The sequence below is a fragment of the Streptomyces sp. NBC_01352 genome, from assembly GCF_036237295.1.
Taxonomy (GTDB): Bacteria; Actinomycetota; Actinomycetes; order Streptomycetales; family Streptomycetaceae; genus Streptomyces; species Streptomyces plumbiresistens.
Map to the genome: position 1 here is coordinate 9,397,073 of NZ_CP108354.1, position 12,736 is coordinate 9,409,808.

The window sequence follows — 12,736 nt, forward strand, 5'->3', positions numbered from 1 at the left end:
TACCGTGCCCGCATGCACATGAACACTCCGCCACGGAGCACGATTCGACTGACGCGCCGGGGCCGTGTCGCCCTCATCGCGACCGGGGCCGTCGTGGCCGGCACCGCCGTGGCGGTGCCGCTGCTGAGCCTGGCAGGCGACGAGGAGACGAAGCCCAGGACGCTGGTGATCCCGGAGGGCTGGCGGGCCGGCCAGGTCTACGAGGCCGTCGACAAGGCCCTCGCCCTGCCCGCGGGAACGGCCAAGAAGTCCCTGGCCAAGGCCAACCTGAAGCTGCCGAACGACGCGGAGGGCAACCCGGAGGGGTACCTCTTCCCGGCGACGTATCCCCTCCAGGAGATGGCGACCGCGGAGCAGATGCTGTCGTTCATGGTCGACACCGCGAACAAGAGGTTCAACGGCGCCCCCATCGCGGCGGGTGCGCAGCGCAACGCCATGAACGTCTACCAGGCCGTCACCATCGCGAGCATCATCCAGGCCGAGGCGGCCACCAAGGCCGACATGGGCAAGGTGGCCCGGGTCATCTTCAACCGCCTGGAGCGGGGCATGCCGCTGCAGATGGACTCCACCCTCAACTACGCGCTGAACCGGTCCACGCTGAAGACCACCGTCGAGGACACCCGGATCGACAGCCCCTACAACTCCTACCAGCGCATGGGCCTGCCGCCGACCCCCATCGACAACCCGGGCAAGGACGCGATGCGCGCCGCGATCAGCCCGACACCGGGCGACTGGCTGTACTTCGTCACGGTCAAGCCCGGCGACACCCGCTTCACCGCCGACTACGCGGAGCACCAGCGCAATGTCGCGGAGTTCAACGCCCCCCGCAAGGCGAGCCCGCAGTCCACGACGTGACCAGTGACCAGTGGGGCCATCACGCGGCGACCGGTTCCTCCGCCAGCAGCCGCCTGATGTCCCGTACGGCCGCACGGCCCGCCCGGTTGGCCCCGATGGTGCTGGCCGACGGGCCGTAGCCGACGAGGTGGATCCGCGGATCGGCGACGGCACGGGTGCCCTCGACGCGGATCCCGCCGCCGGGCTCGCGCAGCTTCAGCGGCGCCAGATGGTCGATGGCGGCCCGGAAGCCGGTCGCCCACAGGATGACGTCGACGTCCACGCGACGGCCGTCGTTCCACTCCACGCCGTCGGGTGTGATCCGGTCGAACATCGGCAGCCGGTCCAGGACCCCGTCCGCGATTCCCTGCCGGACCGGGTCGTTGAGCGGCAGCCCGGTCACCGAGACGACGCTCTTCGGCGCCAGCCCCTGCCGCACCCGCTCCTCGACGAGCGCGACCGCGGCCCGGCCCACGTTCTCGTCGAAGGGACCCTCGCGGAAGACGGGCGGCCGCCGGGTGACCCAGGTGGTGGCGGCCGCGTACGGTGCGATCTCCAGCAGATGCTGGGTGCCGGACGCACCTCCGCCCACCACCAGAACCCGCTGCCCGGCGAACTCCTCGGGCCCTGGGTACTGCGCGGTGTGCAACTGCCGTCCCCGGAAGGTCTCCTGGCCCGGGTAGCGCGGCCAGAACGGCCGGTCCCAGGTCCCGGTCGCGTTGATCAGTGCCCGCGTCGACCAGTTCCCCGCCGAGGTCTCGACGAGCAGCCGCCCGCCGACGCCCTCGCGGACGGTACGTACGTCGACGGGCCGCCGTACGCGCAGGTCGAAGGCGCGCTCGTACGCCTCGAAGTACTCGGCGACCACCTCGGCGGACGGCCGCGTCGGATCGCCGTCCGTGAGTTCCATGCCGGGCAGGGAGTGCATCCCGTGCACCCTGCCGTACGTCAGCGACGGCCAGCGGAACTGCCAGGCGCCGCCCGGACCGGGGGAGTGGTCGAGCACCACGAAGTCGCGGTCCGGCTCCGAACCGGTGCGCCGCAGGTGGAAGGCGCCGGCCAGTCCGGCCTGACCGGCGCCGATGACGACGACATCGACCTCGCGCGTGTTGTTCACGGTTCTACCAACAGTGCGGAGGCCGTGGATCTTCCCGCGAGTCGTGTACGGTCGCCCACCCTCGGGAGCCTCCCTCGGGAGCCTCCCTCGGGAGCCTCCCTCAGGAGCCGGTCTCAGGAGCCGGTGGAGGCGCGGGCCGGAGTGGTCGAGGCCGGGAGGTCGCCGTTGAAGCGGGTGTCCACGAAGTCGGCGAAGTCGACCTCGCGCGGGATGAGCTTCAGCTCGGTGAACGCGTCGGCGATCTTCTGCTCGGAGGCGACCAGCGGCCGGTCGACGGCGACCGAGATCCGCGTCGAGTTGGTCCGCCGCACCGAGGCCAGCGCCACCTCGTACGGCAGCCCGGTGTCCTTCGCCCAGACCTTCGCCCACTCCTCCTGGTGGTCGTGGACCCAGGCCGTCGCCCGCCGCAGCCGGTCCAGGTAGTCCCGGATCGCCGCGGCCTTCTTCTTGTCCCCGAGCGCACCCGGGGCCGCCACCTGGAAGGTCAGCCCGTTCGTCACGCCCTCGCCGGTCGTCAGGACGCGGCCCTGCCCGGTCTGGAGGATCTGCGAGGTGTACGGATCCCAGACCGCCCACGCGTCGACCTTGCCGGACGTGAACGCGGCCAGCGCGTCGGCCGGCTGGAGGTACTTGACCTTTACGTCGGCGAGGCGCAGCCCGGCCGCTTCGAGGGAGGCGACCAACTGGTAGTGCGCGGAGGAGCCCTGCGCCACGGCGATCGACCTGCCCTTGAGGTCCTGCGGCTTCGTCAGCTTCGAATCGTCGGGCACGAGGAGGGCGTCGCCCTTGGACGTGCCGTGCCACGCGGACACGACCTTGATCTTCGAACCGGCGCCGGCCGCGAACACCGGCGGGGTGTTGCCGACGCCGCCGATGTCGACGGCCTTCGCGTTGACGGCTTCGAGCAGCGGTGGGCCGGAGGTGAAGGTGGACCACTTGATCTTGTAGTCGAGGTTCTCGAGTTCGCCGGCGGCGCGCAGGATGGCCTCGGAACCGCCCTTCTGGTCACCGACGTTGATGGTGAGGGAGCCCGTGCCGTCGGTGTCGCCACCCGTCGAGGCGGCCGAGTTCCCGCCGCAGGCGGTGAGCAGCAGGGCGAGGGGGAGGAGCAGTGCGGCGGGGGTGAGGCGTCGTCGCATGGTGGATCCGTTTCGGGTGGCTGGGTTCGCGGGGGGACGGTCGGACATGGCGGGGCTGGTGGGGAGTTCAGGCGGCCGATGCGGCGGCGGTGTCGACGCCCAGGCGTTCCAGGAGGCCGGCGCGCAGTTCGGCGAACCGCGGGTCGGTGATGTCGCGCGGGCGGTCGAGGTCGATCTCCTGCTCGTGCGCGATGACTCCGTCGTCCATGACCAGGACGCGGTCGGCGAGCAGAACCGCCTCCTCGACGTCGTGCGTGACGAGCAGTACGGCGCATCCACGGCGCTGCCACAGCTCGCCCACGAGGCGCTGGGCCTTGATACGGGTCAGCGCGTCGAGGGCGCCGAACGGCTCGTCGAGCAGCAGCAGATCTGGCTCGCGCACCAACGCCCGTGCCAGCGACGCGCGTTGGGCCTCGCCGCCGGAGAGCGTCTTGGGCCAGGCGTCGGAGCGGTTACTCAGACCGACCTCGGTGAGGGCCTGCTCGGCGACGGCGCGCTCGGGCTTGCCGGGCAGACCGAGCAGTACGTTGCGCCACACCTTCTTCCACGGCATCAGGCGCGGTGCCTGGAAGGCGACGGCCTTGCGGCGCGGCACGAGGACGGTGCCCTCGATGTCGCGGTCGAGACCGGCGAGGATGCGCAGAAGGGTGGACTTGCCGCATCCGCTGCGGCCGATCAGGGCGACGAACTCGCCCTGTCGTAGGTCGAGTCGGAGCTCGTCGATGACCGGACGGCCGTCGAAGGTCCGGGTCAGCCCCTCGACACGGACAGCCGAGGGGGTGTCTACCGGCCGGTGAACGTCGGTCGCCATTGCAGCAGCAGCCTTTCGAGAGTACGGACGACGAAGTCGGCCAGCAGGCCGAGGAAGGCGTAGACGATCAGGCAGACCACGATCACGTCGGTCCGCAGGAAGTCCCGCGCCTGCACCATGAGGAAGCCGATCCCGGAGTCCGCGTTGACCTGCTCCGCGAAGACGAGGGCGAGCCAGGAGATGCCGAGGGAGTAGCGCAGGCCGGTCATGGCGCCGGGCAGCGCCCCCGGCAGGACGACGTGCCGCACGAGCCCCCACCGCGACAGGCCGAGGGACTCACCGGCCTCGATCAGCCGGGCGTCGACGCCGCGGATGCCGGCGTACACGTTGAGGTAGAGCGGGAACGTCACGCCGAGCGTGATGATGGCGACCTTCGGAGCCTCGCCGATGCCGAACCAGATGATGAACAGCGGGATCAGGCCCACGAAGGGCACGGTCCGCAGCATCTGCACCGGGGCGTCCACGAGGTCCTCGCCGACCCGGAAGAGGCCCGAGACCAGGGCGAGTCCGGTGCCGACGAGGGTGCCCAGCAGCAGTCCGGCGGCCACCCGCTGCAGCGAGGTGCCCATCGCGGAGGTCAGTGAACCGTCGGCGACCAGCTCCCTGGCGACCTCGGCGATCCGCCCCGGCGAGGCGAGCACGTCGGCGGTCAACACGCCAGTGCTGCTGAGGACTTGCCACAACGCCAGCAGCAGGAGCGGGCCGCTGGTGCGGCGCAGCCAGCGGGGGACGCGGGTGCGGCGGGAGGAGGCGGGGACGATCGGCTCGAGATCGAGCTTCGGAGGAGAGGCGGCGGAAGCTGATTTAGACGATATATCGGGCTTGTCGGAGTCGGGCGGGGCATGGCTGATGCTCATGAGAGCTCCAGGAGGTGAGCGTTCGGGGAAGAAGGCGCGCTTCAGCGACGCGCCATCACCGGCGCGTCAGAACACGCGGGTACGGCGAAGCGCAGGCGCAGGCGCAGGCGCAGGTGATGCGAGCCAGTGGTGAGGCGAGGGGAAAGGCGTCAGCAGCCGCGGCGACACGCGGCGGAGGCCACCCGCAGCAGGTCGATGTGACCGCGCGTGGTGAGCAGGGCTGAACGCAACATGCCGCCGAAAGTAGCCAGATGACGTGCCCACGGTCAATGGCGTCTCGCGAACTGGACCGCCGGTGTCACGGAGCGGGCGAACGCTCGTGTGTGAAACGCGACGTGTGGGTGAGGATGGGAGTCATGTCAGACGCTTTCACCACTCGAGTCCTGAACGTGGCCACCGGCTCAACGGAGCGGATCGCCGACCTGACCCGTGACTGCGAGGCCTTCCTGCGGGAGGTGGCCGCCGGCCGCGACGGTCTGCTGAACGTTTTTGTGCCCCACGCGACCGCCGGCATCGCGATCATCGAGACGGGTGCGGGCAGCGACGACGACCTCCTCGCCGCCCTGCACACCCTCCTCCCCGCCGACGACCGCTGGCAGCACCGCCACGGGAGCCCCGGCCACGGCCGTGACCACGTGCTGCCCGCGGTCGTCCCGCCCCATGCGACGCTGCCGGTGCTGAACGGGCGCCTGGAGCTGGGTACTTGGCAGTCGGTGTGTCTGGTCGACACGAATCGTGACAACCCAGAGCGACAGGTGCGTCTGAGCTTCCTGGGCTGAGCAGGATGAGCGGCGCAGCCGCAGCGCGCCGCGGTTCGCCTCAAGTGCAGTCCGGCAGCACGTCGTTGAGGCGCTTGAACCCCTGCTCCCAGATGAGGTCCAGCTCGGCGGAGTCCTGCTGGGTCAGGGTGCCGTCCGTGCTCGACACGAGGGGATGTCGGCTGAGAATGACCTTGGTGACGATGTTGGTGGCGTCCCAGGTTCTGACGACACCGATTCCGAAGTACTCGGAGAGCTCGCCGTCGAACTGCGGGTAGATCTCGACGAACACGGTGGCCGCGTCCCCGATCTTGCGGCTGACGACGGCCAGCCGCTCATGCCGTATGAAAGCCTCGACCAGGTACTTGTTTGTCAGGCCGCTGTCGGACTGGACGTCGATCTCCACGGCCAAAGAGCCGACATGGGCGCTGAGGTGGAACGGGTACTGCTCGTAGCGCCAGACGTTCCGGCCGCGCAGTGTGGTGAGAAAGTAGTGGTGCCATGGGTGCCGTGCCGAGGCCAGCCGTGCGTTCTCCGACCTCAGACTGCTGGTGAGCGACTCCTCCAGCACGTTCGTCATGTGCTGGAGAGTCTCCCGGTCCGAAGCCCTGGCCACCATGATGCTGATGACGGCACCGACGATGCCGCCGCCCAGGGCGGTGAGCACCCCGGAGATCTCCTGGTTGGGGAGCGACATGTGCCCGTTGTCGTCGACGGCCGCGGCCGCGAACGCGACGCCGAACCCCGTCGTGACGATGCCCAGAGCCAGGATGAGCCAGGCTCGCGCCTCGCCACGAGCCCAGCTTCCCTCATTGCGCCTGCTGCTTCCGGACATCGCCCAGTGTCCCCCGTTCCCGGCCGTATCCGAGCCGGACCTTCAGTCCATGACGTAACTCATGAAAACGCGGTCGCGTCCACTGCCGTAGTAGTCCTCGAAGAATCCGCCGTCGCGGAATCCGTACCTGGAGTAGAGACGACGCGCGGATTCGTTGTCCGGGCGCACTACCAAATTCAAACGCAACGCCCCTGCGTCCCTGACATGTTGTACGGCGGCGCCCAGCAGGGCCCAACCGCAGCCCCGGCGCTGGAATTCTGGTAAGACACCGAGTGCGAGCAGCCAGGCGTGCTCCTCGCCGGAACTGCGAACGGCCAGCGCGTATCCGCTCAGCACGCCTTCCCGCTCCAGAAGCAGGAAATCGCGTCGATGGACATCGAAGAGTTGCCTGAGGAAGAAGTACGGATACCCTTCATCCTCTCCGAACGCCTCGTGGTCGAGCCGGTACAGGTCAGGAAGATCCTTTTCCCCGGGGGTCCGGAAGCGATCTTGCCCGCTGGTGGATGTACCTGAGGGCAAAGCTTGATCCTTATCGAGAGTTTGCCGAACGGATCCCCGTAAAGTAGCACCGCACCAAAGGAGTTGGTAGTACCCTCGTCCTTCCGGGCTGGCCGGTTCTGGGGAGACGTATGGCAGGGAACTCTGCGTACGACTGGGATGCATTCGACTCGGAGGACTACCTGGAGCACAACTACGCGGACCTGCACGACGAGGACCGTCACATCCTGAACGTCCTCCGTGACTTCTTCTCCGACCTGCCATTCGACTCGGATGCACGCGGCGTCGACGTGGGTACCGGAACCAATCTCTACCCCGCTCTTGCCATGCTTCCTTTTTGCCGGGAGATAAGCCTGCTCGAATTCTCCGAAGCGAACCGAAAATGGCTCGCACTTCAGTTGCGTGACTATTCGGCGAACTGGGACAGCTTTTGGCAGGTGCTGGCCGAGCAGGAGGTGTACCGCACCATCCAGCGACCCCGTGAACGGATGCGCCGCCGCACCGCCGTGCGGAAATGGGACATCCTCGACTCAGTCCCGGAGGAGAAGTGGGACCTGGGCACCATGTTCTTCGTCGCGGAATCCATCACTACCGTCCGCGAGGAATTCACCACGGCACTCGGAAGGTTCTGCGCACTGCTGAAGCCGGGCGCACCGTTCGCCATGACGTTCATGCAGAACTCCAGTGGCTACGAGGTCGGCGGCCGTCACTTCCCGGCTCTGGGGATCGGCGTGACCGACGTGCGGGAGGAGATGTGGGAGCTGGGGAACCGGCTGGAGTTCCACCACATCGATGTCGGCTCCCAACCGCTCAGGGAGGGTTACAGCGGGATGATCCTGGTGCACGGTCACGTCAAGTAGCAGCGTTCGGGGAGCCGCTCGCGTGATGATTCAGCCTCGCCACCGGTTGCTCGACATCTGGCGGTCGATCCTGAGCTGCTCCACCGAGGGGCGGAACTGGGTGAACCCCGGCCGGGCCAGCCGCAATTCGATCAGCGACGCGGAGCAGCTCGTCTGCCTCCTCTACCCCGCGTTCAAGATCTCCGACCTGGGGTTCTCCGAACCGGACGCCATGGAGCCGGACGTGCACGAGGTGCTCTCGCCGCTCGGTGACTGGGCGGGTGTGCCCAAGGCCCTCGCCGGCATCATCCGTGATTATCTGGACATGTACACCGCTGAGAACGGCACACCGGTGTTCCCGCCGGGTGGAAGTCTGCGCCCGCTGGATCCGAAGGCCCAGGCGTCCCCCGAACAGTCCCGCCTGGAGACGGTCGAGGCCTTCTCGATGGCCGTGACGTTCAGCCTGTCCGCGCTGGCCTTCGTGAAGAGCTTCGCCAAGAAGGTCCGCGGCGAGGAGCTCGCCGCCTCGCTCCGCGGCATCCATGAGGCACTGGACCGCCGGTTGACCCATGCCATGCGCGGCCTGCTGCACAGCTTCGCGGTCGACGTCTTCCCGGTGGACTCCACGCGCGGCGACACCCTCGTGCTCGCCCTGGGCCAGCGCCGCCAGTCCCGCCGCGCACTCGTCGATCGGCTGCGCAGCGAAATGCGGCCGATCCGGAACGGGCTGCGGGACCTCGTACCGCCGTCCGTCGCCCCAGGCCTCGTCGACGAGGCCCTGCTGTTCGAGTGCGGCTGGTCGTGGGGACCGGTGCGGTCCGACGACAACCCCCTGCACCTCGCCGAGCCCGTGCCGTCCCTGTACTTCACCGCGACGGCCATGGACGGCATCGTCGATCTGTTCTCACCCCAGACCCTCCGGCTCGGCCTGCTGGGCCGCGAACAGCAGACGCTCGCCCAGGAACTGCACCTGCGTTGGGAACTGACACAGGGCTACTGGACGTCCCTCGCCCGGTTCGGCGGCGCCCGGTGGCCGCTGCTGCAGAACATGCCGTGGCGCACGGTGGAATCCGAGGAGTCCGACTACGCGACGCTGCAGGTCGCTTCCGTCGTCGTGCACAACCTGATGCGCCAGCACGGCGACGACGAGTTCGCTCCGGTCGACGACCTGACGCCGCTGGCCGCCGTCCTCGAGGAACTGGCCGCACGCGGAGGCATCACCCGGCGCCCGTCGGACCGTTCCCGCACGGTGGAACTCCACGACCCGGGCGAGCTGATTCCGCTGCCGGGGAGCGAACGCCACGGACCGGCCATGGGCTGGCTCATGGCCGACTACGCGCCGATGCTCCTCAAACGCATGCTGCAGGTCGCCCGTCTCACGTCGGACCTGCCCAGGCGCGACCGCCTGATGTCGGTGGCGGACGAACTGGTGGACCACCTGTGGCGGCGACGCCTGAGCCGTGGACGCGCGGCGGGCCTGTGGGACGCCCCGGGAGGCGTGTTCGGCGCCCGGGAACCCCACGCCACCGCACCCTCCTGGTACCTGACCGAACGGGTTGTGGAGGTCCTCGTCGTCGCGGCCACGATGGTGAAGGCCCCGCCTGTGCGCAGCCCGCAGCTCCTCGAGACCGCGGGCGAGAAGCTGCGCGAGGCCGAGCATCTCTTCGCCCAGGAGACGATGAGCCGTCCGGTCGGCGGATCCTCTCCGGACGAGCCGCTCGTCCGCATCGAGGCGGCGCTGCGCAGGGCACGCGACATCGTCGACTCGCGCCCCGGCACCTCGGCCGCCCTCGTGGACGAGGTACTGAGAGAGCTCGACGGCCTCGCGCTCGCCAGGTCCCGTGCCGCGAGGGGAGGCTGAGGCCGGTGCTCGTCTTCGCGACCTCGGACAAGGGTGGCACCGGCCGTTCCGTCACCTGCGCCAACCTCGCCTACCGCCGTGCCCTGGCCGGGGACAACGTCGCCTATGTCGACTTCGACTTCGGTTCCCCGACTGCTGCCACCGTCTTCGCAGTCGGCTCCGCCATGAGTGAGGCGACGGACAACGGCGTGCACTCCTACCTCCAGGGCCGCGTCGCGGAGTCCGCGCGGCTCGACGTGTGGTCCCTGTCCGAACGGAACGGTCTGCGCAGTTCTCTCCTGGGCGCCGGTCGGCTGTGCCTGGTGCCCGGCGACCCCGGCGGCGGCGAGTTCCCCGCCGACGAGGCCGTGACGGACCGGTGCGCGGAGCTGCTCCTGGCGCTGGAGGAGGAGTTCGCCGTGACGATCGTGGACCTCAGCGCCGGCCGGTCGTATGCCATCGACATCGCGCTGCGGACGACCGCGCGGCCGGCGTTCCGAGAGGTCGTCACCCGCTGGCTGGTCTTCCACCGCTGGACCCGCCAGCACGTCGAGGCCACCGCGGCGCTGGTCCAGGACGAGCGTGGCATCCTGCGCAGCGGCGCCCACCGCGGCCACGACCCGGAGGAGTTGGCCCGGCGGATCCGTTACGTGCGGGCCGCCGTGCCGGTCCCCGGCTCGGTGGCCTGGACCGGGATGCGGGTCGAGCAGACGCGATGGCTCGAGGCGTTCGACGCCGAACTGACCCGCCGAGCAGGCAAGTTGGGCCTGGGGCGAACGGCCACGCTGGGCACTGTGCCGCTGGATCCCGTACTTCAGTGGAGCGAACAGCTCCTCACCGACGAGGACGTGCTGATGCCGCCGATCGCCAACCCGGAGACGGTGCAGGCGTTCCGGGACCTCGCTGACGCGCTGAAGGACGATGCCAGGTGGGAGACGCTGTGAACGCAGCCGAGGGGGAATCCGCCGGTGTCCGGGAAGCCGCCTTCGTGTACCGCGAGTCGTCGGACGACCACCGCACCAGGGCCGTCGCGTACTCCCATCTGTCCGTCGAGCTCGGGCATCTCTACATGGAGGACTTCGCGGCCGGCCCCGAACGGCTGCGCGCCCACTTCGCCCAGGTCGCGCCGTGGGCCGCCACGGCCCGCTCGCTCGCCGGGCCCAAACGGCGGGTCAGTACCTGTTTCCTGGTGGACGACTACTTCACGCAGTTCTCTTCACCTGCCGAGGCGATCCCCATGGTGACTCGCGCTGCTTCCAAGGCCGGTCTGCGCATCGACTATCTGGCACGTGAGTCCGCCTGCGCCGCGACCGACAGTGTGCGCACGGCTGAGCTGCTGCTCGCCCGGCTCGTGAAGGAGCCGCCCGTCGGCGGCAACGGAGCCCGGCCACCGGTGGAGGAGTCCGGCTGGTTCTGCAACGGCGTGCGATCCCGGTCCGACGTACCCGCTCAGGCCATGTCGACGGCCACCGCCTGGGAGCCGCCACTGGAGCTCGGCGCCCGTCGGCATTCCGTCTTCCTCGACGCGCAGCTGTGGTCGACCGGACGCGACGGCCGTCGCCTGTGGTCGTGTCCGTTCCTCGCCGCCGTCTGGCAGATGCTCAGACTCGGACTGCTCAGGGACCGGGGAGAGGTCGTCCTGCCGCCCCAGTCCTGGGACGAGGACGACTTCCCGGAGGAGTGGCACCGTCTGCCGCCGGTCCTACGGCTCAACCCACAGGCGCCGCCGTTCTGCGGGTACCGCACGTTCTCGGTCCTCGACAGCCGGTTCCTGCCCGTCGAACACGCCGTGCGCATGATCCTCGACCACACGGCCGCCGACCCCGCTGCGATGCGACAGGTCGCCGAGCGCAGCGTGGCCGAAGGCCTTGCCGTGCCGCCCGCCCTGGCTGAACGCGTTCTGTACGCCTTCACCACCACCGGCACGCAGGGGGGCGGCACATGACGGACGGACGCGACGACGGCGAGTTCGCGATGGTGGGCGAAGTCCGCACCGGACTGCTCATGAACCGTCTCGCCCTGCCGTCCGACCAGGTCGCCGAGCTGCTGGACCTCGTGCCCGGCGAACGGGTCCGGGCACGCGAACGGCCCGTCCCGTGGGCCGTTTCCGCCGACCAACTGCACGGCGTGGATTGCCCGCTGATCACACGGTCCGGAGCCCGCCCGCGGGCCATCGGTACCCTCGCGGCACGCGTACGCGTGGTCGGCGGCCGCGTGGTGCAGGGCTCGACGCGTTCCGTCGTGGCGCCCGGCGGCGACCGAAGACAGCGCTGGAGCCACTACATGGCCCGACCCGGCGTCGTCGAACTCGGCGGCCGAGGCGATCCGGCGGACGCCGCCGCACGGTTTCTGACCGGCCGCGCCCCCGAGAGCCTCGACCCGGGAGCCGTGAGCGAAGCACTGCTGCGCCGGATCAGGGCCTCCCCACTCCTCGACCGCCGGTCGCCCTTCCGCCCGAGGCGGACCCGGCTGCGCTGGTCCGCGGTGGTGGGCGGTGAGCGCCTGCGAGGTGCCTTCACTCTCGTCGACGCGGAGTTGCGGACGGTACGGCTCAGGGTTCCCGAGGCGGCCGGCGTAACCCGGGAGCAGCTGACGGCCCTGTGCGAGGACCTGGCCCTGCACGACTGGCTGCTGACGACAGTGGCCCGTGTCGTCGAGCGGCGGGCGTCCGACGCCGACCCGGCCGCCCAGGACGACCTGCTTGCCGTTGTCGGCCAACTGCTCCACCTGTGGCTGCCGAGCGCCGACGTCCCGCCCGGTCTTGGCGGGATGTGGGAGGGGATAGAGGTGAATCCCGGCTTCACCCGGCAGTGGGAGCTGTGCGTCAACCGCCTCCGTGACGAGCTGACCCTGCGCGCGCTGCGGGGCGGCACGGTCCCTCAGTGATCCGCGGAACGGGCTGTCCGCGGCCCGGTGCCCACCGGGTGGGACATCGTGGCGGTGTTCCGCTGTCCGGTGTCACCGTGGTCCGCCTGGCCCCGGGTGGACTTCGGCTCGTGACACCACAGTTGGCCGTTCTCGACGTACCAGTACCTGCTGCGCGGCGGCCGCTCGCAGCGCACCGCTCGGCCGCAGCGGTCGGCCCACTCCGGTGCGGCCGGCTTCACGGGGCCGACCTCGGCGCGCATCGCTGTCGCTCACCGCCTGCGACGAATCCAGGCCACTCGAGTGGACCCCGGATGCCCAGGCCACCGCTTCCCGCCTGCCT

Annotated in this window: 15 protein-coding genes; 7 read left to right on the forward strand and 8 right to left on the reverse strand. The window is 69.7% G+C overall.

Annotated elements, in window-relative coordinates:
• Positions 1-12 precede the first annotated feature (12 nt).
• Complete coding sequence (mltG, locus tag OG252_RS43175) at positions 13-855, forward strand: endolytic transglycosylase MltG (RefSeq protein WP_329343025.1); 843 nt, start codon at positions 13-15, stop codon at positions 853-855.
• 19 nt (positions 856-874) lie between these two features.
• Here the strand turns inward: mltG and OG252_RS43180 are convergent, their stop codons facing one another.
• The 5 genes from OG252_RS43180 to OG252_RS52440 form a co-directional block, all read right to left on the reverse strand.
• On the reverse strand, positions 875-1,951 hold the full coding sequence (locus OG252_RS43180) for an NAD(P)-binding domain-containing protein (protein WP_266444306.1): 1,077 nt from the start codon (positions 1,949-1,951) through the stop codon (positions 875-877).
• Positions 1,952-2,064: 113 nt separating this feature from the next.
• Positions 2,065-3,090 carry an ABC transporter substrate-binding protein gene (locus OG252_RS43185; RefSeq protein WP_329343028.1) on the reverse strand — a complete coding sequence of 342 codons (1,026 nt, stop codon included), beginning with the start codon at positions 3,088-3,090 and terminating at the stop codon, positions 2,065-2,067.
• A gap of 67 nt (positions 3,091-3,157) precedes the next feature.
• On the reverse strand, positions 3,158-3,901 hold the full coding sequence (locus tag OG252_RS43190; RefSeq protein WP_266444311.1) for an ABC transporter ATP-binding protein: 744 nt from the start codon (positions 3,899-3,901) through the stop codon (positions 3,158-3,160).
• The gene (locus tag OG252_RS43195; protein WP_266444314.1) at positions 3,874-4,758 is read right to left on the reverse strand and encodes an ABC transporter permease; all 885 of its coding nucleotides are present in this window, start codon (positions 4,756-4,758) and stop codon (positions 3,874-3,876) included. Before OG252_RS43195 ends, OG252_RS43190 begins: the two co-directional genes overlap by 28 nt.
• A gap of 149 nt (positions 4,759-4,907) precedes the next feature.
• Positions 4,908-4,991, reverse strand: coding sequence for a putative leader peptide (locus tag OG252_RS52440; protein WP_349817350.1), 84 nt, complete (start codon positions 4,989-4,991; stop codon positions 4,908-4,910).
• Between the two features lie 123 nt (positions 4,992-5,114).
• Here OG252_RS52440 and OG252_RS43200 point away from each other — a divergent pair, with 123 nt between their 5' ends.
• On the forward strand, positions 5,115-5,537 hold the full coding sequence (locus OG252_RS43200; RefSeq protein WP_329343031.1) for a secondary thiamine-phosphate synthase enzyme YjbQ: 423 nt from the start codon (positions 5,115-5,117) through the stop codon (positions 5,535-5,537).
• Positions 5,538-5,577: 40 nt separating this feature from the next.
• On the opposite strand, the gene OG252_RS43205 is transcribed toward OG252_RS43200, so the two are convergent.
• Positions 5,578-6,351, reverse strand: a complete 774-nt coding sequence (locus OG252_RS43205; RefSeq protein WP_266444318.1) for a hypothetical protein — start codon at positions 6,349-6,351, stop codon at positions 5,578-5,580.
• Between the two features lie 42 nt (positions 6,352-6,393).
• The gene (locus tag OG252_RS43210; RefSeq protein WP_266444320.1) at positions 6,394-6,870 is read right to left on the reverse strand and encodes a GNAT family N-acetyltransferase; all 477 of its coding nucleotides are present in this window, start codon (positions 6,868-6,870) and stop codon (positions 6,394-6,396) included.
• 110 nt (positions 6,871-6,980) lie between these two features.
• Here OG252_RS43210 and OG252_RS43215 point away from each other — a divergent pair, with 110 nt between their 5' ends.
• From OG252_RS43215 to OG252_RS43235, 5 genes are read left to right on the forward strand one after another with little or no spacing between them, the layout of a single operon-like run.
• Positions 6,981-7,709, forward strand: a complete 729-nt coding sequence (locus tag OG252_RS43215) for an SCO2525 family SAM-dependent methyltransferase (protein WP_266444323.1) — start codon at positions 6,981-6,983, stop codon at positions 7,707-7,709.
• Between the two features lie 25 nt (positions 7,710-7,734).
• Positions 7,735-9,549 (forward strand): SCO2524 family protein, encoded by a 1,815-nt coding sequence (locus OG252_RS43220; protein WP_329345348.1) that lies wholly within the window; start codon positions 7,735-7,737, stop codon positions 9,547-9,549.
• 5 nt (positions 9,550-9,554) lie between these two features.
• Entirely contained in the window at positions 9,555-10,472 is a 918-nt protein-coding gene (locus tag OG252_RS43225) for an SCO2523 family variant P-loop protein (protein WP_329343035.1), read from the forward strand.
• Positions 10,469-11,473, forward strand: coding sequence for an SCO2522 family protein (locus tag OG252_RS43230; RefSeq protein ID WP_266444333.1), 1,005 nt, complete (start codon positions 10,469-10,471; stop codon positions 11,471-11,473). The genes OG252_RS43225 and OG252_RS43230 overlap by 4 nt, the downstream gene beginning before the upstream one ends.
• Positions 11,470-12,414, forward strand: coding sequence for an SCO2521 family protein (locus tag OG252_RS43235; RefSeq protein ID WP_329343037.1), 945 nt, complete (start codon positions 11,470-11,472; stop codon positions 12,412-12,414). Before OG252_RS43230 ends, OG252_RS43235 begins: the two co-directional genes overlap by 4 nt.
• Here the strand turns inward: OG252_RS43235 and OG252_RS43240 are convergent.
• Positions 12,408-12,656 (reverse strand): hypothetical protein, encoded by a 249-nt coding sequence (locus tag OG252_RS43240; RefSeq protein ID WP_266444341.1) that lies wholly within the window; start codon positions 12,654-12,656, stop codon positions 12,408-12,410. The two genes, OG252_RS43235 and OG252_RS43240, sit on opposite strands and share 7 nt — an antisense overlap.
• Positions 12,657-12,736: the final 80 nt, after the last annotated feature.

What these genes read in the sequence shown, in the direction of transcription:
- OG252_RS43205 (WP_266444318.1), bottom strand. Translation starts at nt 6,351, where the DNA reads ATGTCCGGAAGCAGCAGGCGCAATGAGGGAAGCTGGGCTCGTGGCGAG.
- OG252_RS43190 (WP_266444311.1), bottom strand. Translation starts at nt 3,901, where the DNA reads ATGGCGACCGACGTTCACCGGCCGGTAGACACCCCCTCGGCTGTCCGT.
- OG252_RS43200 (WP_329343031.1), top strand. Translation starts at nt 5,115, where the DNA reads ATGTCAGACGCTTTCACCACTCGAGTCCTGAACGTGGCCACCGGCTCA.
- OG252_RS43220 (WP_329345348.1), top strand. Translation starts at nt 7,735, where the DNA reads ATGATTCAGCCTCGCCACCGGTTGCTCGACATCTGGCGGTCGATCCTG.
- OG252_RS43195 (WP_266444314.1), bottom strand. Translation starts at nt 4,758, where the DNA reads ATGAGCATCAGCCATGCCCCGCCCGACTCCGACAAGCCCGATATATCG.
- OG252_RS43240 (WP_266444341.1), bottom strand. Translation starts at nt 12,656, where the DNA reads ATGCGCGCCGAGGTCGGCCCCGTGAAGCCGGCCGCACCGGAGTGGGCC.
- OG252_RS43215 (WP_266444323.1), top strand. Translation starts at nt 6,981, where the DNA reads ATGGCAGGGAACTCTGCGTACGACTGGGATGCATTCGACTCGGAGGAC.
- OG252_RS43185 (WP_329343028.1), bottom strand. Translation starts at nt 3,090, where the DNA reads ATGCGACGACGCCTCACCCCCGCCGCACTGCTCCTCCCCCTCGCCCTG.
- OG252_RS43235 (WP_329343037.1), top strand. Translation starts at nt 11,470, where the DNA reads ATGACGGACGGACGCGACGACGGCGAGTTCGCGATGGTGGGCGAAGTC.
- OG252_RS52440 (WP_349817350.1), bottom strand. Translation starts at nt 4,991, where the DNA reads ATGTTGCGTTCAGCCCTGCTCACCACGCGCGGTCACATCGACCTGCTG.
- mltG (WP_329343025.1), top strand. Translation starts at nt 13, where the DNA reads ATGCACATGAACACTCCGCCACGGAGCACGATTCGACTGACGCGCCGG.